Source organism: Burkholderia cepacia, from assembly GCF_001718835.1.
Lineage (GTDB): Bacteria > Pseudomonadota > Gammaproteobacteria > Burkholderiales > Burkholderiaceae > Burkholderia > Burkholderia cepacia_F.
Window position 1 is genome coordinate 2,492,276 of record NZ_CP013444.1, and the last position, 20,797, is coordinate 2,513,072.

19 protein-coding genes are annotated in these 20,797 nt (G+C 69.4%); 2 read left to right on the top strand and 17 right to left on the bottom strand.

The features are described 5' to 3' along the window. Positions 1-11: 11 nt before the first annotated feature. The 15 genes from asnB to WT26_RS30965 form a co-directional block, all read right to left on the bottom strand. Positions 12-1,979, bottom strand: a complete 1,968-nt coding sequence (asnB, locus tag WT26_RS30895; RefSeq protein WP_069274718.1) for an asparagine synthase (glutamine-hydrolyzing) — start codon at positions 1,977-1,979, stop codon at positions 12-14. A gap of 297 nt (positions 1,980-2,276) precedes the next feature. Further along, a complete protein-coding gene (locus WT26_RS30900) occupies positions 2,277-3,308 on the bottom strand; it encodes an EscU/YscU/HrcU family type III secretion system export apparatus switch protein (protein ID WP_059869404.1) in 1,032 nt (343 codons plus the stop codon). A gap of 10 nt (positions 3,309-3,318) precedes the next feature. After that, complete coding sequence (gene sctT, locus WT26_RS30905; RefSeq protein ID WP_059955071.1) at positions 3,319-4,128, bottom strand: type III secretion system export apparatus subunit SctT; 810 nt, start codon at positions 4,126-4,128, stop codon at positions 3,319-3,321. Continuing rightward, positions 4,122-4,790: a hypothetical protein gene (locus tag WT26_RS30910; RefSeq protein ID WP_069271525.1), complete on the bottom strand. Its 669-nt coding sequence runs from the start codon at positions 4,788-4,790 to the stop codon at positions 4,122-4,124. The genes sctT and WT26_RS30910 overlap by 7 nt, the downstream gene beginning before the upstream one ends. Then, complete coding sequence (gene sctN / locus WT26_RS30915; protein ID WP_069271526.1) at positions 4,783-6,159, bottom strand: type III secretion system ATPase SctN; 1,377 nt, start codon at positions 6,157-6,159, stop codon at positions 4,783-4,785. Before sctN ends, WT26_RS30910 begins: the two co-directional genes overlap by 8 nt. Then, positions 6,156-6,785, bottom strand: coding sequence for a type III secretion system stator protein SctL (sctL, locus tag WT26_RS30920; protein ID WP_059806397.1), 630 nt, complete (start codon positions 6,783-6,785; stop codon positions 6,156-6,158). Before sctL ends, sctN begins: the two co-directional genes overlap by 4 nt. Continuing rightward, positions 6,767-7,558 carry a SctK family type III secretion system sorting platform protein gene (locus WT26_RS30925; protein ID WP_230461661.1) on the bottom strand — a complete coding sequence of 264 codons (792 nt, stop codon included), beginning with the start codon at positions 7,556-7,558 and terminating at the stop codon, positions 6,767-6,769. Before WT26_RS30925 ends, sctL begins: the two co-directional genes overlap by 19 nt. Beyond that, on the bottom strand, positions 7,555-8,436 hold the full coding sequence (gene sctJ, locus WT26_RS30930; protein WP_059626437.1) for a type III secretion system inner membrane ring lipoprotein SctJ: 882 nt from the start codon (positions 8,434-8,436) through the stop codon (positions 7,555-7,557). The genes WT26_RS30925 and sctJ overlap by 4 nt, the downstream gene beginning before the upstream one ends. Positions 8,437-8,503: 67 nt before the next feature. Then, positions 8,504-8,980 (bottom strand): hypothetical protein, encoded by a 477-nt coding sequence (locus WT26_RS30935; RefSeq protein WP_059718558.1) that lies wholly within the window; start codon positions 8,978-8,980, stop codon positions 8,504-8,506. 112 nt (positions 8,981-9,092) lie between these two features. Next, complete coding sequence (locus WT26_RS30940) at positions 9,093-9,302, bottom strand: hypothetical protein (RefSeq protein WP_042588308.1); 210 nt, start codon at positions 9,300-9,302, stop codon at positions 9,093-9,095. 142 nt (positions 9,303-9,444) lie between these two features. Continuing rightward, positions 9,445-10,749 carry a type III secretion system inner membrane ring subunit SctD gene (gene sctD / locus WT26_RS30945; RefSeq protein WP_059913249.1) on the bottom strand — a complete coding sequence of 435 codons (1,305 nt, stop codon included), beginning with the start codon at positions 10,747-10,749 and terminating at the stop codon, positions 9,445-9,447. Next, positions 10,730-12,769: a type III secretion system outer membrane ring subunit SctC gene (sctC, locus tag WT26_RS30950; RefSeq protein WP_069271527.1), complete on the bottom strand. Its 2,040-nt coding sequence runs from the start codon at positions 12,767-12,769 to the stop codon at positions 10,730-10,732. The genes sctD and sctC overlap by 20 nt, the downstream gene beginning before the upstream one ends. After that, on the bottom strand, positions 12,769-13,047 hold the full coding sequence (gene sctS / locus WT26_RS30955) for a type III secretion system export apparatus subunit SctS (protein WP_010093947.1): 279 nt from the start codon (positions 13,045-13,047) through the stop codon (positions 12,769-12,771). The genes sctC and sctS overlap by 1 nt, the downstream gene beginning before the upstream one ends. Next, entirely contained in the window at positions 13,044-15,230 is a 2,187-nt protein-coding gene (sctV, locus tag WT26_RS30960) for a type III secretion system export apparatus subunit SctV (RefSeq protein WP_059635537.1), read from the bottom strand. Before sctV ends, sctS begins: the two co-directional genes overlap by 4 nt. Positions 15,231-15,499: 269 nt before the next feature. Continuing rightward, positions 15,500-16,333, bottom strand: coding sequence for an autoinducer binding domain-containing protein (locus WT26_RS30965; protein ID WP_069275205.1), 834 nt, complete (start codon positions 16,331-16,333; stop codon positions 15,500-15,502). A 288-nt stretch (positions 16,334-16,621) separates the two neighbouring features. Between WT26_RS30965 and WT26_RS30970 the strand changes: the two genes are divergently transcribed. Continuing rightward, positions 16,622-17,527: a helix-turn-helix transcriptional regulator gene (locus tag WT26_RS30970; RefSeq protein WP_069275206.1), complete on the top strand. Its 906-nt coding sequence runs from the start codon at positions 16,622-16,624 to the stop codon at positions 17,525-17,527. 13 nt (positions 17,528-17,540) lie between these two features. Here the strand turns inward: WT26_RS30970 and WT26_RS30975 are convergent, their stop codons facing one another. Beyond that, on the bottom strand, positions 17,541-19,187 hold the full coding sequence (locus WT26_RS30975) for an Nramp family divalent metal transporter (protein ID WP_069275207.1): 1,647 nt from the start codon (positions 19,185-19,187) through the stop codon (positions 17,541-17,543). Between the two features lie 112 nt (positions 19,188-19,299). Then, a complete protein-coding gene (locus WT26_RS38190; RefSeq protein WP_196774811.1) occupies positions 19,300-19,437 on the bottom strand; it encodes a hypothetical protein in 138 nt (45 codons plus the stop codon). 1,076 nt (positions 19,438-20,513) lie between these two features. Here WT26_RS38190 and WT26_RS30980 point away from each other — a divergent pair. Beyond that, positions 20,514-20,783, top strand: coding sequence for a hypothetical protein (locus WT26_RS30980; RefSeq protein ID WP_069274719.1), 270 nt, complete (start codon positions 20,514-20,516; stop codon positions 20,781-20,783). The last annotated feature ends 14 nt before the right edge of the window (positions 20,784-20,797 follow it).

Here is a 20,797-nt window from a genome sequence, read left to right on the forward strand (position 1 = left end):
CGACGATGCCGTCACGCCGCGCGTTGCGCCTCCAGCCACGCCTGGAACATCAGCACCGTCCACAACTGGTGCTGCCAGTTCATCCGGCCGGTCACGTGCTGCCGCCACAGGCGTTCGACCGCGTCCGCATCGAAAAAACCTTCCTCGCGCAACCGCGCGGGATGCAGCAGCGTCTGCGCCCAGTCGCGCAGCGCGCCGCGCAGCCAGTGATCGACGGGCGCGCAGAAACCCTGCTTCGGCCGGTCGATCAGCGCGGACGGCACGTACCGGTCGAGCAGCCGGCGCAGCAGCGCCTTCGACTGCCCTTCCGGCAAGCGCACGTGCGCCGGCACGCGCCACGCGAATTCGACGACGTGATGATCGAGGAACGGCATGCGCGTTTCGAGGCTCACCGCCATCGCCGCGCGATCGACTTTCGCGAGGATGTCGGTCGGCAGGTACGTGAGCGTATCGATCGCCATCGCCTGCTCGGCGAAGCTCAGGTGCGCGGGCCACGCGGATACGGTGTCGAGCGGCGTGGCCGGCTCCTGCCCCGACAGCGCGAGGCGCTCGGGATGATGCACCGACGACATCAGCAGCCGGTACAGCCCGATGCGGCTCTCGGCGGTCATCACGTGGCCGAGCTTGTGCAGGCGATCGCCGATGCGCGCCGCCGATTCGCGCGCCTCCACGCCGCCCCACGCCCCCTGCGCGACGGCCGCCAGCTGGTCCGCGTGATCGGGCCGCAACGCATGCAGCGCGGCGGCGATCCGCGCGCGCACGGCGCCCGGTACGCGATGCAGCTTGCGCCACAGGCGCGGCGTCAGGAAGTAGCGCGTATAGCCGCCGAACAGCTCGTCGCCGCCGTCGCCGGACAGGCTCACCTTCACATGCCGGCGCGTCAGCTCCGACACGAGAAAGGTCGGGATCTGCGATGCATCGGAAAACGGTTCGTCGTAGATCGACGGCAGCTTCGGCACGACGCCGAGTGCATGGTCGGCCGTGACGTAAAGCTCGGTATGGCGCGTGCCGAGATGGCGCGCGACGGCCTTCGCATAACCGGCCTCGTCGTAGCCGGCCTCGTGGAAGCCGATCGTGAACGTATCGACCGGTGTCGACGATTGCGCCTGCATCAGCGCGACGATCGTCGACGAATCGATGCCGCCGGACAGGAACGCCCCGAGCGGGACGTCGGCTTCCATCTGCCGCGCGACGGCCTGGCGCAGGACCGCGTCGAGCTGGCCCACCGCGTCGTCGGCACTGCCCTCGAACGGCTGCGCGCGACCGTCCTCGATCGCCTGTTCGAGCGTCCAGTACGCACGCTGGCGCGGCGTGTCGCGCGCATGCTCGAACTGGATATACGTGCCGGGCGGCAGCTTGTGGATGCCGCGATAGATCGTATGCGGCGCGGGCACGCTCGACTGGCGCAGGTACAGGCACAGCGCGTCGCGATCGATCGCGCCGTCGAAGCCCGGATAGCCGCGCAGTGCCTTCAGTTCGGACGCGAACACGAGCGTGTCGCCGATCCGGCCGTAGTAGAGCGGTTTTTCGCCGATCCGGTCGCGCGCGAGCGTCAGCACCCGCGACGCCCGGTTCCACAGCGCGAACGCAAACATGCCGGTCGCGCGCCGCAGCGTCGCGTCGACACCCCACGCGACGATCGCCGCGATCAGCACCTCGCTGTCGGAGTGGCCGCGCCACGCCGGTGCGCGGCCGGTGCGCTCCAGCTCCTCGCGCAGCGCCCGGTGGTTGTAGATTTCGCCGTTGAAGACCATGACATAGCGACCGCACGCGGACGCCATCGGCTGTCGGCCGTGTACCGACAGGTCGACGATCGCGAGCCGCCGGTGGCCGAGCGCGATGCCGGCTTCCGGGTCGACCCAGATCCCCTGCCCGTCCGGCCCGCGATGCGCGAGGCTTGCCGTCATGCGCGCGAGCGTGCCGCGCGCTGTCTCCTCATCGATGGCGACGCTATTCAGAAAGCCGTCGATTCCGCACATGTTCTTGCCCGTGTATTGATCGAACCCGTCTCGCTCGGCGCCACGTCGCGGCACGCCGTCGGGCGAGATGGTCGGGCCATGTTACGGAGAAATTATTCATCAATAAATCTGGGTGGCCGTTGGCAGCCATCGAAAAAAATCGGCGTCAAGCGTCGCATGCGGAAATGGAGAAAGGGCCACATCGGATGGCGCGCCGGGCAGATCCTGTAACGAAACCGTAAACGATACGGATGGCGAAACCGCAACGGCAATGAACATAAAAACGGCAACCGATTCGAATTCCGAAATTTCGGCCGCTCAATTCGCGCCCGTCGCCCACTTCAGCAGCGCCGCCACTTCGCGGAAATGCCGCGGCTGGATCGTGCCGTTTTCCGGCGTCGAGTCGTACAGCGCCTGTGCAAGCCCGACGTTCGCGAGCGTCGGGCGCAGCGCGTCGCGCGCGAGCCGGACGATCCGCTCGGCCGCCTCGCCCTCGCCGCGCGCGAGCACCCACGGCAGCGAGCCCATCCCGCCGTAGTACAGCGCGACCGCGACGCGCGACGAATAAACGACCACCGATGCGAAATCGATCCGGTCCTGCAGCGACGCATACTGCAGTTCGCGCGCGAGCTGCCGCCGCTTCGCCTGGATGTGCGGATCGCCCTCGTCTTCCTTGTGCTCGCGCCGCACCTCGTCGATCGACATCTTCATCTTCTTGTTGAACTCGTGATGCTGGTGAACGATGTCGATGATCGCCATCACGATATAGACGAGCGCCGCCCAGCCGAACAGCAGCATCAGCAGCTTCATGATCAGTGCGAGGATCGACATCGGCCGCGTAAAGCCGGATTGCACGGCCGGATCGAGCGACTCGACGATCAGCCAGCCGAGCGTCGCGACGAGCAGCACCGTCTTCAGCAGCATCTTCACGAGATTGACGACGTTGCGCAGCGACGCCATGTTCTTCAGCCCTTCGGCCGGGTTGAGCCGCGACAGCTGCGGCACGAGGCGGCTCCACGCCATCACGCCGCCGACCTGCACGAAACCCGCGAGCAGCCCGAGCGCGAGGCCCGCCCCGACGATCTCCGCCGACAGCGTCATCCAGTCGCGCGCGGCGCCGCCGACGAGCGCCGCGAGCCGCGCGCCGGGATCGGCCGCGCCGACCGCATCGAACACGAGCCGGAACAGCCCCTGCAGGCGCCCGAACAGCGCGCCGAGCCCGACCGCGAGCGCGACGCATGTGCCGACGAAACACGCCGTCGAGATCGTCTCGGCGCTCTTCGGCACGTCGCCTTTCTCGCGCGCCTCGCGCAGGCGCTTCGCGGTCGGCTTCTGGTCCTTCTCGGCCATGTGCGCGCCGTCAGGTTGCGCCGTGCGGCGCGAACAGCGCGCGCAGCAGCGCCATCAATCCGCTGTCGGGGCTCAGCAGCGCATGCAGCGACGCATACACGACCGGCAGGAACAGCATCATCATCAGCATCGCTAGCACACTCTTCACCGGCTGCGCGAACACGAAGATGTTGAGCTGCGGCACCGCGCGCCCGACGAGGCCGATGCCGAGCTCGACGAGCACCAGCACGATCACGACCGGCGCCGAGAGCTTCACCATCCAGTCGAAGATCGTGTCGGTCTGACGCACCACGAAGGTCTGCAGCATCGACGAGAAATCGGGGCCGAGCGAGCCGATCGGCCACCATGCGTACGACTGCGCGAGCAGTTGCACGAGCACCTGCAAGCCGCCCGCCGTGACGAACAGAGCGATCGCGACGAAATTCAGGAATCCAGAGGTCGGGCCGCCCTCGTGCCCGCCCATCGGATCGAAGAACGCGGCGCTGCCGCTGCCGGTCTGGAAGTCGATCAGGTAGCCGACGCCCTGGATCGCGAACAGCACCGCGCTGAACGCCCCCGCGAGCAGCATGCCGACCATCGCCTCCTTCGCGACGAGCAGGCACCACATCAGGAACGGCAGCGCGGCCACCTGCGCGGCATCGATCGTCGGCGCGACGAACGCGGCGATCACGACCGCGATCCCGTTGCGCACGAGGCCCGTGACGATCTGCTCGTTGAACACCGGCACGACGAACATGATCGGCAACAGGCGCGGCATCACGTAGAGCAGCGGCCGCAGCATGCCGGCGACGTCGTTGAAGCCCGCGGCCTGGTCTAGCATCGGCGCTCCGCGGCGGCGGGCGGAACGGGATCGTCGGGCGCGGCGGACGCGTCGGCTTCAGCGGCGATATCGGCGCCCGTTTCCGCTTCGGTCATGGCCGCATCGAACGCGGCCGCGGCCTCCGTCGGCGTGGACGCATGCCCGGACGCGTCGCCCGCGCCGGCCACCCAGGTGCCGCCCGTCGAGAAGCGTCGCACCGCGTAGCCGTCCGCGACGTCGTCGGCGTCGCGCTCGACCCGCGCGGCGAGCGCAAGCAGCGCCTTCTCGCCGGCCTTCTCAAGCTTGTCCTCGGCGGCCTTCGCCTTGCGCGCGGCGCGCTGCAGGTCGGCGAGCGTCGCTTCGTGACCGCGATGCACGTGCGCGGCCTCGCTCACCGACGCATGCGCGGTGCCGATATGCCGGTCGAACGTGCGTGTGTCGGCCGCCGCGTTCTGCAGTGCACGCGCGTCGCGCACGTCGTCGGCGAGCCGCGTCTGGATCGCGGCTTTCGCGGCGACCTGCTGCGCGAGCTGCGCCTGCGCAGCCGCGAGCGCGCGCCGGCTCTGCGCGGCGATGCCCTGCTGGCGCGCGGCCGCGACGCGCGCGATCTGGCTGCGCATCTCGCGCATGCGCTTCAGGCGGGCGAGCGTCGCAAGCACGAGACGGTCGTCGGCTTCAGACATGCTCGCTCGCCAGCCTCGTCAGCTTCGCGAGCAGCGCGTCGAAGCGCACGTCCTCGTCCGACGCCTGCGCGCAGAACGCGGCGATCGCGTCGCGCGCCCGCAGCGCGAGATCGCCGAGCCGGTCGCTGCCTTCGCGATACTCGCCGATCTGCACCAGCAGCTCGATCTCCTGGTACTTCGCGATCAGCTCGCGCACGCGCGCGGCCGCATGCTGGTGCGCGCGGCTCGCGACGAGCGGCATCACGCGCGACAGGCTCGCGAGCACGTCGATCGCCGGATAGCGGTTCGCGAGCGCGATCTTGCGCGACAGCACGATGTGGCCGTCGAGGATCGAGCGCACTTCCTCGGCGATCGGGTCCGATTCCTCGTCGCCTTCGACAAGCACCGTGTAGAGCGCGGTGATCGACCCGTGCGCGCCCTGGCCCGCGCGTTCGAGCAGGCGCGGCAGCACCGCGAACGTCGACGGCGGAAAGCTGCGCCGCGTCGGCGGCTCGCCGCTCGCGAGGCCGACCTCGCGCTGCGCGCGCGCGAACCGCGTCAGCGAATCGACGAGCAGCAACACGCGCTTGCCCGCATCGCGGAAATGCTCGGCGATCGCGGTCGCGACCAGTGCGGATTTCACGCGCTCCATCGCGGGGCGATCGGACGTCGACACGACGACGATCGACCGTGCGCGCACCTCCGGCGACAGGCTGTGCTCGATGAATTCGCGCACCTCGCGGCCACGCTCGCCGACGAGCGCGATCACGTTCACGTCGGCCTGCGCGCCGCGCGCGATCATCCCGAGCAGCGTGCTCTTGCCGACGCCGGACGGCGCGAAGATGCCGACGCGCTGCCCGACGCCGAGCGTCATCAGGCCGTCGATCACGCGCACGCCGGTCGGAAACGGCGTGTCGATCATCTTGCGTGCGAGCGGATTCGGCGGATCCTGCTGCGTCGATACCCACGCGGCGCCCGTCACGGGCCCGCGGTCGTCGAGCGGCCGGCCGAGCCCGTCGAGCACACGGCCGAACAGCCCTTCGCCCACCGGAAACACATGCTCGCGCCCGGACGGCACGACGGTCGTCTCCGGCGACAGCCCGGCGACATCGCCGAGCGGCGTGAGCAACGTCGTCTGCCGCGAGAAGCCGACCACCTCCGCGAGCAGCGTCGGCTGGTTCGGCGTGCGCAGCTCGCAGATCTCGCCGAGCCGCGCACGGATGCCCGTCGCGTTCAGGATCTGCCCGACCGCGTGATTGACGCGCCCCTGCACCGACACCGGCGAGAAGAACGCGAGCCCCGCGTCGAGCTCGCCGACGAGGCGGCCGCGATCGAACGTTGCGCCGTCGTCGTCGCCGGAAGATTGCTGATCGTCGAGCGGCGCGTTCATCGCGCGGCGCCCGTCAGCGCATCGCGGCGGATTGCCTGGCGCAGCGCGTCGATCTGCAGGTCGAGGCTCGCGTCGATCCGGCCGGACGGCGTCTCGACCGTGCACGCGTGGCGTTCGAGCTGCGCGTCCTCGACGATGCGGATCTTCTGCCGGTTCGACTGCCCGGCAAACGCGCCGTCGAGCGCGTCGCTCATCTCGTCCTTGCGGCCGGGCGCGACGTGCACGACCAGGAACGCCTCGTCGCGCACGAGCGGCGCGATCCGCGTAAGCGCGGCCTCGTACAGCTTCTGCGTGCTCATCTCGCCGACGATCGCGCGCACGGCCTTCACGACGATATCGGCCATCGCATCCTTCATCGTCTCCATCGTGCGCGTGGCGGCGAGCGCCTGCGTGTAGGCCTGCGCGGCCTGCTCGCGCTGCGCGCGGCGCATGCCTTCGTCGTAGCCGGCCGCCTGGCGCCTGTCGAATTCGCGCTGCGCGTCGGCGACGATGCGCGCCGCCTCTTCATGCGCGGTCGCGATCACCGCGGACGCGTCGAGCAGCGCCGCGTATTCGCGCTCCTTCAGCACCTTGCGCTCCGACAGCAGCTGCAGGTTGTCGCTCGTGATCAGAAAAGCCAGTCCCATGACGCAAGCCTCTCGGGAATCAGAAACAGGAACAGCAGTTCGCCGAACTGGTCGCGCTGCGCGCGGTTCAGCCAGTACGGCGCCTCGTCGTCGATCGCGCGGTTGAATTTCAGGCGCACGCGCCGCGCGACCGCGTCGCCGGCCACGCCGATGAAATCCGCGAGCAGCCGCCCGCCGCGCGCGCGGATCACGACCGGCAGCGCGGCGGGATCGGCGCGCCACGGTTCGAGCGTTTCGGCGAGCGCACCGAATTCCGGCGCGCGTTCGAGCACGAGTTCGAGCGCATCGCCGCCGAGCCGCGCCGCGACTTCCGCGCGAATGCGCCGCCCGGCCAGCGCGTCGCGCAGCCATGCGCGATGCAGCAGCAGCCCCGCATAGGAAGCAAGCTGCTCGAGCGCCGCGCCGGGCAGCAGCGCGAGCCGCGCGCACGGGTTCGCGGCGTCAAAGTCGTGGCGGCCGGCCACGTCGTGCGCGTCGAGCAAGTGGCGCGCGACCAGCTTTTGCCCGGCCGGGCCGAACGCGTCCGGCGACCGGTAGCGCGCGGGCCAGTCGGCCGGCACGCGCGTCACGTGCAGATAACGGTCGGGACGCAGGTTGAAGTCGCATACGAGCCGGTGGAACGCGGCGCGGCGCGCCGCGGGCGGCGGCGCGAGCGGCTGCAGCCACGGCAGCGGCGCGGCGCCGGGCGCAGGGTCGCCTGCCGCCGGATCGCCGGCCGCAGGATCGCCTGCCGCCGGATCGCCGGCCGCCACAAACGTGCGCGGATCGCTCATGCGCCGTCGCGCGCGCCGTCCGGCGTGCGCAGCGAACCGCCGCCCGCGCCGCCGTTCGCGTTCGCCTGCGCGCCGCGCGCCACGCCGAGCAGGCCAGCGAGCCGCGCGCCGAACATCCCGCGCCGCGCGGCCGACAGCGCGATCACCGCGCCGGTCAGCAGGATCAACGCGAACACGAGCCAGCCGAGCGGCGAGCGCAGCCGCACGATGTCGGCCAGCGCGCTGCCGATGCCGTCGACGCGCGCCGCGCGTTCGGCGGCCGGCTGCAGGAACAGCGACACGTTGTCGTACTGCAGCCCCTCGATGCTGTGCGCGACGAGATCCTTGACCATCGGCGCCATCGCGCGCAGGTCGACGCCGGGCCGGTAGCGGATGTAGACCGCGGCCGACGACGGCCGGATCTTGTCCGCGAGCGGGTCGTTCTCGGGAATCACGACCTGCACGCGCGCGACCACCACGCCCTCGATGTCCTGCAGCGTGCGCGACAGGTCCTGCGACACGCCGTACAGGTAGCGCACGCGCTCCTCGGCCGGCGTCGACACCAGCCCCTGCTTCTGGAACAGCTCGCCGAGGCTCGCATGGCGCGGCTTCGGCAGTCCGTTCGCGCGCAGCACCGTGAGCGCCGCGTGCAGGTCGCCGTCGGCGACGCTGACCTGCCACGCGTCGCGGTCCGACGTGTCGCGCGCGTCGTTGTCCTTCGACGCGCCGATGCCCGCGTCGCCGAGCACCGCGATCATCTGGTTCGCGTCGGCCTCCGACAGGCCCGAGTACAGCTCCTTCTGGCAGCCGGCGAGCAGCACGAGCAGGCCCGCGAGCAGCGCACGCGCCGCCCGGCTGCGCCACGCGGCAGCGCGCGGCGTCGAATCGATCGTCGTCATCGTTTGTCCGCGTTTGCGTCCATGTTTCCGGCGCGCGCCGCGCTCCCGCCGCGCGCGCCGCGGTGCGTCACTCCTGCGTCTTCAGCACCGTGTGCGTGAAGCCGTTCGCCGCCTGTGCGACCGACAGGCTCAACTGGTATTCGGATATCGTGGTGGTCGCCGTCCACTGGAAGTCCATCGCCTTCACCATCGTCATCAGCGGATCGCTGCGGTTGTCCGCCATCGACGTCAGCATCTCGGTGCGATGCTTGTCGATGTTCGCGTAGCGCGCGTCGAGGTCGTTGCCGTACGTGCGCAGCCGCTCGACGAGCGACGAATGGTTCGCCTGCGCGGGCGTCATCCGCACTGCCGGCGCCGCGTCGGACGGCACGCTCGCCGGCGCCGCCGACGCCGCCGACGCTGCAGCGCCCGGCGACGCGCCCGGCTGCATCAGCGCATCGAACTGCCGCACCTGCGCCGGATCGGACGCCGCGCCCGCCTGCTGCTGCGCGCCGCTCGCGAGCGCGGCCGCGCCCGGCGCGACACTTACGCCTGTCACTGACATGGTCTGTTCTCCTTGCTGCATATCTGACCGCATGGACCGCGCGCGCCGCGCGCGCCGGAACGGGCCGGCCGGCACGCGCGCACGCCGCGCCGGCCGGCGCCGGCGCCCGGCGTCATGCGCGGCCGGCGGAACTCAGGTGTTGCGCAACCTGGGCGTTCGCCGTCCCTTCCTGCGCGGTCACTGCGTTGCTGGTTTCGAACGTCGCGGTCGACTGCTGAACCTGGAAGTTGATCTTCGTCAGCTCCAGCTGCGTCTTGGTCAGGTCGTCCGCCTGTTTCTGGACATCGCCCGTATTGGTCACACCACCTGTCGAGGCACCCATGCTTCGCTCCTTTACGTGAAGTTCACCCACATTCCGGCGGCAGCCCCATGCCCCGCCGGCGACGTGAGCCGCCGCCCCACGGCGACGTCTCGCGTTTGCCGCGCGGCGCGCACCCGCGCGCCGCGCCTGATTTCCTGCGGCCCTAGCGCGCCGCCCCGCTCGCCGGTGCCGGCGCATTCGCGTCCGGCAGCAGCGCCGGCCCCGGCACCGGCTGCGCGACGCCGGCCGCGGCGCCGCTCGCTACCGGCTGCACGGGCGGCACGGGCGGCGCCGGCGCGACGCCGAGCGGCATCGTGATGCGCTGGCCGTTACGCTCGAACACCACTTCGTCCGCGCCGATCGACACGACGGTCGGCCCTTCCTTCAGCTTCGCGCCCTCGAAATAGCGGCTGCCGTCCACGGTCTCGATGTAGCGCTGGTCGCCGTCGCCGGCGAACACGGTCGTGATCTCGGGAATCCCGGCCGAGCCGCCGAGCGTGGCCGTCGTGCGCGGCGCGGCGGCCTCCGCGTCGCGCACGTGATCGACGACCTCGAGCGCCGGACGCGCATCCTTCATGTAGTTGCGGATCCGCGGCTCGATCTGCGCGCGCGCGGCCGCGCCCGTCAGCTCGATCCGGCCGCGGCCGAGATAGGTCACCGTCAGCGCCGTGTCGCTGAAATAGGTCTGCGCGGTCGCGACGAGGTCGCTCACCACGTACAGATTGCCGAGCGCCGCGTTGTCCACGCCCGCGACGATCTGCGCGACGCGCTCGCGCGCGGCCGCGTCGCTCACGTAGCCGGACACGAGCGCGCCGTCGTCGCGCGGCGACACGGCCAGCTCCGGATACGCATGCAGCAGCCGCTGCAGCCGGTGCGTGCGCGCGAGCACCGACTCGTGCTGCCACGGCAGCCGGCCGGACCATGCGACGAGCCCGTAGCCGAGCGCGCCGAGCAGCACGCCGACCCACAGCGCGACGACCGCGATCACGAGCCGCCGGCTGCCGAGCCGGCGCAGCCCGCCCGTGAGCCAGCCGAGCCACGCCGCTTCGCGCGCGGCCTCCGGCGCGCCGGTCTCGTCGGGCACCGCGACGCTCGCCTGCGCATGCCGCGCGATGCCGAGCCTGATCGTGCCGATCGTCACCACGTCCTGCGGCGTCAGCGAGCGGCGGCTCGCGCCGAGCGGCGCGTCGTTGAACAGCACCGGCGCGAGCGCGTCCCCACCGTGGTTCTGCACGGTCACCGCGAGCGCGCCGACCTGCAGGCACACCTGTTTCGCGCCGATCTCGCGATCGGGCAGGATCACTTCGCAGTCGGCCGACGTGCCGATCCAGTTCGCGCCGCGCGCGAGCGACATCGTGCGGCCGTACATCGGCCCGCTGAGAAAGCACAGGTTCCACGGCGACGCGAGCGCGGCCGCGCCGCCGGGCAACGCGCCGTCGCCGTGCGGATCAATGGCGGTCGTCGACATGGGCTGGCGCTCCTGCGGTCAGCGCCGGCTGCGCCGCCGCGTCCTTCGGCGGCGGCAACGCGGGCGGGCCGAACTTCGTGCCGGGCAGCGGCTTCGGCGTCAGCGGCACCGCGACGTCGTTGTCCGGCGGGCGATACATCGACAGCCCGTCGGGATTCGGCGGCACGGCGAGCCCCGGATTCACCGGCGAGCCGTCCGGCGCATACATCGACGCGGTCGTGACCACGCGCGGCGTCAGCAGATAGAAGCGCTCCATGTGGTTGCCGGTCTTGTCGGTGTACTTGAACAGGTTGCCAATCAGCGGGATGTCCGACAGCCACGGCACGCCGCTCTTGTTCAGCCGCACCTCGTCGTCGTTGAAGCCCGCGATCAGCAGGCTCTTGCCCTCGTCGATCATCGTCTTCGTGACGATGTTGCGCTGCTGGATCACCGGCACATTCGACACGGCCTGGCCCGGCACGATGTTGCCGTCCTGGATGTCGATCGACATCATCACGCTCTGCGGGTTGCCGGCCGCCGCGGCCCGCGCGGCTTCGTCGACGATCATCGGCGTCACCTTGATGCTCGTGCCGGTCGTCACGCTGTACAGCGACGAATCCTGGTAGCCCTGCACCTGCACGTAGAACTGCGTGAGGTTCTCGAGGATCGCCTCGGTGTTGTCGAGCGCGAGCACCTTCGGCTTCGAGTGGAGCTGCGCCTGCCCCTTCTGCGCGAGCGCGTTCACGCGTGTCAGCAGGTAGTTGCGCAGCGAGCCGCCGATCGACGCGGTGAGCGCGATGCCGGTCGGCATGAACGCGCCGATCTGGCCCGCCTCGCTGGTGTCGATGCCGAACGTCAGCGGCGGATTGCCGGCGCCGCCGAACTGCGTGTTGCCGGTCAGCGGGTTCGCGCCGTTGCCGATCTGCACGTCGCCGTGCTTGGTGTGCAGGCGCCAGTCGATGCCGAGACTGTCGAGCGAATCCTCGTTGATGTCGATGATCGTCACGTTGATCTCGACGATGCGCGGCCGCTCGTCGAGCTGGCCGATCAGCGACTGGTAGCGGTACATGTTCTCCGGCAGGTCGCGCACGATCACCGCGTTGATCGCCGGATCGGCCTCGATCTGCGGCAGCGTGTCGCCGCCGCCCGCGTTCGCGAACGGCGAGAACGCGCCGGCCCCGTCGCTCGCGTAAGCGCCGCCGTAGCCGCCCGAGCGCGGGCCGCCGGAAATGTCCGGGAAATCGAGGCGCGGCACCGCGATCGTCAGGCCCGAGCCGAGCTTCACCTGGCGCGCCGCCTGGCCGAGCGGCGCGCTCGCCGGCACGAGATTCGTCCCGCCGCCGCCCTTGCCGAACAGCCGGCGCAGGATCGTCGCGACGCCCGGCACCACCACTTCCCTGCCCGAGCGGTTGATCGTGACGTCGGACGCCCAGCCGTACTTCAGCCGGAACGCGCGAACGTCCGCGTGCTGGCCGTTCGCCGCCGGGTCGCCGACCGTGCCGATCGCCTGCCGCACGAGCTCGACGTAGCGGCGCGGCCCCGCTACGTACACGCTGTTCGCGCGGTCGTTGATCACGAGCGTGAAGCGCTTGTCGGCCACCTGCATCGCCTGCAGCGCGCGGCCGATCTCGCCGGCCGCGTTCGGCGGGATCGGGATCATCTGCGTCTGCGACTGGTCGGCGGGATCGACGTACAGGAACGAGCCGTCGTAGTACCACGTGAGCCCGTAGGTCGAGCAGATCGTGTCGAGCGTCTGCTGCGGCGTGCCGGAGAAGCGGCCGCTGATCACGCCGTCCACCTTCGGATCGACGACCGCCGTCACGCCCTGCGACGCCGCCAGCTCGCGGATGAAATCGGCGATCTTCTTGCCGTTCGCGACGATCGTGAACGGCTTGTTGCGCCAGCGCAGATCCGCTGCGCGCGCGGGCTGCGCGAGCGTCATGCAAAGCGACGCCGACAGCAGCGCCGTCGCGCACAGCGCGAGTGCGGCCCGCTGCAGGCCGCGGGATTGGAACCAGACCGAAGCGACGCGTCGGCGCATCAAAAGACTCCTGTGGAAGAAACGAACATGCGTTCCAGCGCCTGCTGCGCGAAGCGCAGCACCTCGCCGCCGAGCCAGCCCGACAGCAGCACGAGCGCGACCATCACGGCGATCAGCCGCACCGCCATGCCGAGGTTGGCGTCCTGCACCTGCGTGACCGCCTGCAGGATCGCGACGACGAGGCCCGTGACCGTCGCGATCGCGACGATCGGCAGCGACAGCAGCAGCACCAGCATCAGCGCCTGCCGGGTGAGATCGAGAATCGTCGAGCCCGTCATCGCGCGGCTCCCGGCGCGCGCACCTCGGCGCCCGCGCCGACCGTGCCGTCGTCGGGCGGGTTCTTCACCCAGCCGATCGTGTGCAGCTGCACGTCCTCCTCGACCTCCTGGTACGACAGCACCGCGAGTTCGGGCAGCACCGGCTGCAGGATCGTCTTCACGTAGCGGCGCGCGCCGAGCGCGACCATCACCGCGAGCCGCGCCGCGCCGTGCGGGCCGTTCGCGCCCGCGGCCTGCACGATCGCGCGCACCTGTTCGCAGATGTCCTGCTTCACCGCGCTCGACAGCGCGAGGAAATTGCCCTGCTTGGTGCGCATCACCGCGCTCTCGATGCGCTCCTGCAGGTTCTGCTCGAACAGCACGACGCGCAGCTGGCGCGCCGCGCCCGCGTGGCGGTCGGTGATCATCCGGCGCAGGTCGACGCGCACCAGCTCGACCAGCGCGACCACGTCGTCGGGCTCGTTCGGCGCCCACGTGATCAGGCTCTCGAAAATCACGCGCAGGTTGCGGATCGGCACCTGCTCGGCGAGCAGCCGGCGCAGCACGTCGGTGACGCGCTGCAGCGGCACGAGCCGCGTCAGCTCGCCGACGAGTTCCGGGTGGTCGCGCCGCACGAGATGCACCAGCGCCTGCGTTTCCTGGATGCCGAGCAGCTCGTCCGCGTGCCGGCGCACGATCTGCTCGACGTGCGCGGCGAGCGCGGCTTCGCTCGTCAGCCATTTGGCGTCCGGCGCCGCGCCGTCGGGCTTGATCCACAGCGCGGTCGGGAACGGCCCGAACGCCTCGGCCGGCTGGCGCTCCGCGCGCTCCGGCAGCGGCGACGCGCCGTCCCACAGCAGCCAGCCGGGCTTCAGCGCGCCGCTCGCGGCGAGCACGTCCTGCAGATAGATCCGGTACGTGCCGGCGGCCGCGCCTTCGTCGTCGTTCAGCGTGAGGCGCGGAAACACCGTGCCGACGTCCGCGTCGACGCGCGCCTTCGCGCTCGCCAGCGCCGTCTGCAGCTGCGCGAGGTTCAGGCTCGTGCGCAGGTCGTCGGACAGCGACACCGCGATCAGCGACGTGACGCCGGCCGCGTGCGCCGCCTTCGCCGGCTGCCCGTCGTCGGCCGCGCCGACGCGCCCCGCGACGTGTATCAGGTTGAAGCTCGGCGCGGCGGTCTTGCGCTTGAGCTGCGTGAACGCGAACGCGCCGAGCCCGGCCGCGATCAGCGCGAACGACCATTTCGGGAAGCCGGGCACCACCAGAAAGCCGGCCAGCACGAGCGCCGCGATCAGGAGCGCGCGCGGATGCGCGCCGAGCTGTTCGCCCAGCTGCTCGCCGAGCTGGCGCTGCCGCGCATCGCGCGTCGCGACGCGCGTCGTCACGATGCCCGCCGCGATCGACACGAGCAGCGACGGGATCTGCGACGCCATCCCGTCGCCGACCGTCAGGATCGCGTAGCGTTGCAGCGCGTCGCCGATGCCCATCCCGTGCATCAGCGTGCCCACCGCGATCCCCGCGACGATGTTGATGAACGCGATCACGAGCCCCGCGATCGCGTCGCCCTTGACGAACTTCATCGCGCCGTCCATCGCGCCATGCATCTGCGATTCCTGCTCGAGCTTCTCGCGGCGCTCGCGCGCCTCGTCGGCGCTGATGATGCCCGCGCGCAGGTCCGCGTCGATGCTCATCTGCTTGCCCGGCATCGCGTCGAGCGAGAAGCGCGCGCCGACTTCGGCGACCCGCTCCGAACCCTTCGCGATCACGATGAACTGCACGACGGCGATCACGAGGAACACGACGCCGCCCACGACGACGTTGTTGCCGACGACGAGCCGGCCGAACGCGTCGATCACGTGGCCGGCGTTCGCGTGCAGCAGGATCAGCTTGCACGACGCGATGTTCAGCGCGAGCCGGAACAGCGTCGTAAACAGCAGCAGCGCCGGAAACGACGAGAAGCTGACCGCCGAAGGCACGTAGGTCGACACCGTCAGCAGCACGACGCTCACCGCGAGATTCAGCGAGATCATCCCGTCGAGCGCGATCTGCGGCAGCGGCAGGATGAACAGCGCGACGACCGCGACGATGAACGCGGCGAGGAACAGGTCCGCGCGCGGCGACGCGCCGAGGCGACGACCGGACACGCCGCGGCCGGCGGAAAACATCCGCTGCCAGTCGCGGGGAAGCGCCTTCGGTTCTGCCATCGTGTCGTCGCCCTCTCGGTATCGCGCGCGAACGGGGCAACCGCGGCCCCCCGCGCCGCGCGGTGCATTGAATGCGACGAGTGTAGCGATGCGGTACCGCGGAAAAACGGACCCGCCTCGTAGCGTCGAAGGCGGTTTTTCAGGGACGGACGAATCGGACTACGAAACCCTCGCGGACGGCTCGAATGCGCGCGGCCGAAACCGCTCCCATCGCCGCCGGCATCCTGCTCGACGCCGATCCGCCGGCCTGCGCATCGCCGCGATCGATGCTACGCGCGCAGCCGGCGGGCCGCCAGATAGGCGAGCTGCGCGCGGTTCTGCACGTTGAAGAGCTTTTCGAGCGAGCGGATATGGTGACCGACCTTGTGCAGCGACGTGCGCAGCGCGCTCGCGATCTCCTGGTCGGACAGCCCGTGCACGAGCCGGTCGAGCACCTGCTGTTGCTCGTCGCCGAGCGCGAAGCCGCGCATGCGCGCGATGCGCGCCTCGAGGAACGGCAGCGCGACACGATGCACCGCGAGGCTGACCGACAGCGCGCCGCCGATCACGCGATCGTCGATCCATTCGGTGCCGTGCGTCTCCGATGTCACGTTCACCGCGACCCGCAGGTCGAGGCGCGGCGCCGACAGGCCGAACAGCACGCCGCTGTTCATCGCGTGCGCACGCAGATGGCCGGCGAGCGCCAGCATCTTGCGGTCGCCGCTGCCCTGCGCGGCCGCCTCGATCTCGCCGAGCTGCCACGCGACCGGAAAGCCGCTCTGCCGCACCTGCGCGAACCGCGGGTCGCTCTCGTAGAGCATGCCTTCGAAAAACGGCTGCATGAACGTCGCGGGGGCGAGGTCGCGAAGCAGGTGCGCGCACAGGATGCGCCGCCCGATCATTTCGAACGCGCCGTAACCGAGCGTGCTGAAACCGATTTGCCGCAAGCGCGCATGGCATAACGCGAAATCGAATGCGCCCGGGTCGGATTTACCGGACGCCGATTGAACGACGGTAAAAACCTCCCGGCTCGCCGCCTGCCATTCGGCCGAACCGGCGAAGGCGGCCGCCAGGTCGGCCTGCGAAAACCACTCGACGCGTGGTGCGCCGTCAGCATATGTCATGAGGAGCCCGCCCATTTTCTCAATGTTGTGAATCCAGCAGCCCCGTCACGACTTGGTCTTTTCTTTATGGTTTCTTTACGATCCGTCTTCGCGCCTCTGCATGAAATATTCGACGCGATTAGTATTACGGCATATTACGCGTACACAGGCGTTTTTGTACAATGCCCCCGCGCTGAATCGGGATGTCGATCGGCGCCCATGAACAACAATGCTTCGATCGCAATGCCGCGACCGGCCATTCACGATGCGGCCGCCGCGGCGGTGCGCGTCGATTCCGAGGGATGGCACATGTCCGACATTGCATTGCATGAAGAAGCGGTCGCCCCACAATTTCCATTGCCGTCAGGCGACCTGGCGTGCCGCGACGGCGCGCAGCGCCCCCGCCCCGTGCAGGTCGTCTGGTGCGACGACGTGAAGCGCGGCGACGTCACGCAGCCGCACGCGCCGAAACTCGGCGTCGCCGATACGCTCGCGCACGCGCAGAGCACGGCCGAGCGCAGCCGGATCGTCGCAAGCCTGCTGCACCTGACGGGTTTCTCGACATTCGCGTACTTCGCGCTCGAATTCGCGCACGAGCGCGTCGAAAGTCTTTACCTGCACGAAGCATTCACACCGTCCACCTATCGCGGCGACTATGTGCGCCACCACCATCACGACGTCGATCCGCGCACGCTCGGCGCACGCGTGTGCAACATGCCGATCGTGTGGGACCTGCAGCAACTGCGCCGCCAGCACCGGCAACGCGTCGACGGCGCGAGCGTGCCGTCCGGCGCGCTCGACGGCTTCCTGCAGACGATGCAGGACGACGGGATGTGCAGCGGCATCATGTATTCGATGGCCGTGCCCGGCACGCGGCTGCATGCGTTCATGAGCTTCACCGCGCCGCGCCGCACGCGCGAATGGATCACGCCGGCGACGATCGAGCAGGCGCTGTCGATCGGGCTGTCGGTGCACAAGTTCGCGTCGCCGCAGCTGATCTCGACGTCGCGCGAGCGCGCGGTGAACGGGCTCACGCCGTTCGAGCAGGAACTGCTGCTCGGCATCGCCGAAGGCGCATCCGACAAGGAGATCGGCCGGCGCCTCGACACCAGCGCGCACAACGTCGACTATCACCTGCGCAAGCTGCGCAAGCGCTTCGGCGTCGCGAACCGGATCCAGCTCACGTACCTGACGTCGAAGCTCGAATTGATCTGAGCCGGATGCGGCGTTACCTGAGCAGCGTCATCTGCACCACCTTGACGATCACGAGACCGACCGCGATCACGAGATAGCCGCGCAGCACGGCCATCCAGACTCGCGTTGCAACCGTCATGTTCTGCGGCTCGAGCGTATCGAGCGGCGGCATGCGCCACGTGTCGCGCAGCGTGCGATCGATGGCCGGTTCGACCACGCGCTTGTTGCGGCGGATCAATACCGTCGCGATATAGCCCGTGATCGCGAGCACGGTGCCGCCGACCAGCACGTCGACGATCGCTTCGCCGCTGATGTCCGGATACATCACCGACGCCGTGAGGATGATCGACAGCAGCACGAGCACCCAGATCACCGCACCGGTGAACACGTTGAGCTTCGTCGAGTTGACCCACGGGCCGAGCACCTGGCGGTCGTTGCACAGCACCAGCAGGAACACCGTCGCGCTCGGCAGCAGCACGCCCGCGAGCGTCTGCACCGCTTCCGTCAGCAGGCCGAGCGGGCTGCCCGGAATCAGCACGAGCGTGGCCGCGGCCGCGACGATGCCGAAATACACGAGATAGAAACCCTTCGCATCGGACACGCCGCGGTGCAGCGAGTGGCGGATCTTGAACACGTCGCCGATTGCATAGGCCGTCGACAGCGACACGGCCGCGGCGCCGATGATGCACGCGTCGAGCAGCGCCACCGCGAACAGCGTTGCGCTCGTGCGGCCCGCATACTTCTCGAGACCCGCGATGATGCCGCCCGCGTCGGTGAAGTTGCCGGCTTCCGGATGCCCGTTGAACAGCGCGGCGCTGAAGCCGATCATCGCGACCGCACCGATCAGCACGAACACGATGCCGATCCACAGGTCGGCCTTTTCATACTTCATGAAGCGCGGCGTGATGCGCTTGTCGATCACGTAGCTCTGCTGGAAGAACAGTTGCCACGGCGCGACGGTCGTGCCGACGATGCCGATCACGAGCAGCATCACGTCCGACAGCTTCGCGTGCGCGGGCCAGTTCGGCACGAAGAAATCGCGCGTCATCTGCGCGGCGGGCGGATGGATCGACACGAGCACCGGCACGAGCAGCAGGCTCAGCACGCACAGCCCGATCGCGAACCGCTCGAAGCGCCTGAAATCCCCGGTACTCACCGCGGCCATGGTCAGCGCCGCGGCCACGCACACGCCGGCAACCTTCGGCAGCCCGAAGAAATCGAGTACGAACGTGATGCCGATGAACTCGGTGACGATGGTGAGCGCATTGAGCAGGAACAGGTCGATCACGCTGAACGCGCCCCAGAACTTGCCGAAGCGCTCGAAGATCAGCCGCGCATGGCCGACGCCCGTCACCGCGCCGAGGCGCAGCACCATTTCCTGGTTCACGTACAGCACAGGTACGAGCAGCAGCAGCGTCCACAGCAGCGTCGTGCCGTAGTTCTGGCCGGCCTGCGTGTAGGTCCCGAATGCGCCGGCGTCGTTGTCGCCCACCATCACGATGAGGCCCGGGCCGATGATCGCGAGCAGCGTGCGCAGGCGCGCCCACCACGAGCCGCGCGTGCCGGTGTCGTGATGCGCGATCGTACCGAGCGCACCGCGGATGTCGCCCAGGTGGGCATCGTCGAGCACGGCGCTGCGTTCGACGGCGATCGGTGGAGAAACGTTGGATGGCGTGGACATGATGTGTTCCGTACGGCTCATGGTTATCTGTCAAGCGTGCAACCTTGGCATGAGCCGCAGCTGCGTGGCGGCAGCCGCGCGTGCGCATGCCGAGACGCGCTCGGCGCTTCTTTCAGTGGATCAACGATTTCAGCCGGTTCAACAGGCGGACGAATACCGGCTGATGGGTATCGAGCGACAGCATCGCGTCGTAGTTCGAACGCGATTCCGTGACGTGCGGGAGATTCGACAGCAGAAGGCCGAAGTTCATGGTCTGGCTCCGTGCGGCGACGGCAGGCGTGCCGGCCGCGTGGTGGGCGCGGGGCCAGTCCGGGGCCTGAACGACGTGTCAGGCTAGTCGGCCGGATTGTCCCTGCGACCCGGGTTCAAAAGGGTCTGTGCTTGCAACGGGCATAAGGGACAACTGTCACTGTCGTTCATGGCGGCTCCTGTGCGGTGTTCCGGAGAACACGGTTGACCGCCGTCCTGCATGCGGGACACCGCGTGCGCATGCCTGCGAAAGGCGTGCGCGAGCGCGGCCGCCTGCCAGGCGGCGGTGAAACCAGATAGCGCATGCGCGACGGCATCACGCGTTACTGGCGCGAATCAGGGTGCACGTAGGAATTTGCTGCGGAATACTGCTGCGCGCACCGTTTGCCCGGGGGACAAACGGCGGCTTCGATGAGGCGCGGACGTCGGTCGCTCAGGCGGAAATTTCGTTCGAAGATCGACTACTGCAGGCGTCCAAGGCGGCGGCCCCAAGAGTGAAGATGCCGGATTCTATGGACGGCCCGAAAGTGAAGTCAACCCCTGGAATCCCCGTTATCGGAAAAATATTTCCGGGGCTCGGGCGCTGAAAGACTCGCCCTCGAAATCGCGCGCCCGAACCTTTCAGCGTAGGCGCGAATGCTTCCCGGCCGATGCGCAGGCGCAACGGCGCCGGGCAACCGCGCGGGTGGCTCGCACGCGTTGAAACGACCCTTGCCCGCCGCCGCGACGTGCGCGCAACGCATGCAAGCTTTTGTGCGATTTTTACTTGCGCTGCAGCAAACGACGCGAATACAATCCGCCGCAATTCATCACGGGAGTCCCTTCGTGGACACATGCTCTAGTTGCAGTTCGATGCCGGTCCAGGCCGGCCAAGCCATCGCGAGATAGCCGGCAGACGCATGTCTTACGCCGCTAGCTCGCATTCGTCGGGTTAGCGCGCTTCCTCCCGGGCCGGCCATCGCCGGTTCGTCCGTTGCACGCTCCGTCAAGTTTCAAACGCCGATCGCAGGCCGCACCGCGCGCGCCCGGGATCCATCACGTCGTCCGGCCTTCGCCGGACCGGACGGAGGCAGCGTCATGTTTCTTCAATCGTTCTCGGTCAGGCTCAAGCGATACGTGCACGTCGCTTGCAATCGCTCGCTCGTCTCGGCGCTGTCGCCGCTCGCGCACGCCGCCAGCAATTGGCGCGGCGCCGCGCTCGCGGACGCGCTGCTCCCGGCCCGCGCATCCGACTGCGTCGTGCTCGGCGGCATGGCCGCCGCCGTGGCGATGGTCGCGCTGCTGTGCTCGGCCGCGCCGCGCCTCGGCTTCGCGCAGGTGTGGCGCATCGGCGGCTGGCTGCCGTAAGCGCATCGCCTCGC

Bases quoted from the DNA above. Each gene is read 5' to 3' on its own strand.
- asnB (WP_069274718.1), bottom strand. From the start codon at position 1,979: ATGTGCGGAATCGACGGCTTTCTGAATAGCGTCGCCATCGATGAGGAG.
- WT26_RS30900 (WP_059869404.1), bottom strand. From the start codon at position 3,308: ATGGCCGAGAAGGACCAGAAGCCGACCGCGAAGCGCCTGCGCGAGGCG.
- sctT (WP_059955071.1), bottom strand. From the start codon at position 4,128: ATGCTAGACCAGGCCGCGGGCTTCAACGACGTCGCCGGCATGCTGCGG.
- WT26_RS30910 (WP_069271525.1), bottom strand. From the start codon at position 4,790: ATGTCTGAAGCCGACGACCGTCTCGTGCTTGCGACGCTCGCCCGCCTG.
- sctN (WP_069271526.1), bottom strand. From the start codon at position 6,159: ATGAACGCGCCGCTCGACGATCAGCAATCTTCCGGCGACGACGACGGC.
- sctL (WP_059806397.1), bottom strand. From the start codon at position 6,785: ATGGGACTGGCTTTTCTGATCACGAGCGACAACCTGCAGCTGCTGTCG.
- WT26_RS30925 (WP_230461661.1), bottom strand. From the start codon at position 7,558: ATGAGCGATCCGCGCACGTTTGTGGCGGCCGGCGATCCGGCGGCAGGC.
- sctJ (WP_059626437.1), bottom strand. From the start codon at position 8,436: ATGACGACGATCGATTCGACGCCGCGCGCTGCCGCGTGGCGCAGCCGG.
- WT26_RS30935 (WP_059718558.1), bottom strand. From the start codon at position 8,980: ATGTCAGTGACAGGCGTAAGTGTCGCGCCGGGCGCGGCCGCGCTCGCG.
- WT26_RS30940 (WP_042588308.1), bottom strand. From the start codon at position 9,302: ATGGGTGCCTCGACAGGTGGTGTGACCAATACGGGCGATGTCCAGAAA.
- sctD (WP_059913249.1), bottom strand. From the start codon at position 10,749: ATGTCGACGACCGCCATTGATCCGCACGGCGACGGCGCGTTGCCCGGC.
- sctC (WP_069271527.1), bottom strand. From the start codon at position 12,769: ATGCGCCGACGCGTCGCTTCGGTCTGGTTCCAATCCCGCGGCCTGCAG.
- sctS (WP_010093947.1), bottom strand. From the start codon at position 13,047: ATGACGGGCTCGACGATTCTCGATCTCACCCGGCAGGCGCTGATGCTG.
- sctV (WP_059635537.1), bottom strand. From the start codon at position 15,230: ATGGCAGAACCGAAGGCGCTTCCCCGCGACTGGCAGCGGATGTTTTCC.
- WT26_RS30965 (WP_069275205.1), bottom strand. From the start codon at position 16,333: ATGACATATGCTGACGGCGCACCACGCGTCGAGTGGTTTTCGCAGGCC.
- WT26_RS30970 (WP_069275206.1), top strand. From the start codon at position 16,622: ATGTCCGACATTGCATTGCATGAAGAAGCGGTCGCCCCACAATTTCCA.
- WT26_RS30975 (WP_069275207.1), bottom strand. From the start codon at position 19,187: ATGTCCACGCCATCCAACGTTTCTCCACCGATCGCCGTCGAACGCAGC.
- WT26_RS38190 (WP_196774811.1), bottom strand. From the start codon at position 19,437: ATGAACTTCGGCCTTCTGCTGTCGAATCTCCCGCACGTCACGGAATCG.
- WT26_RS30980 (WP_069274719.1), top strand. From the start codon at position 20,514: ATGTTTCTTCAATCGTTCTCGGTCAGGCTCAAGCGATACGTGCACGTC.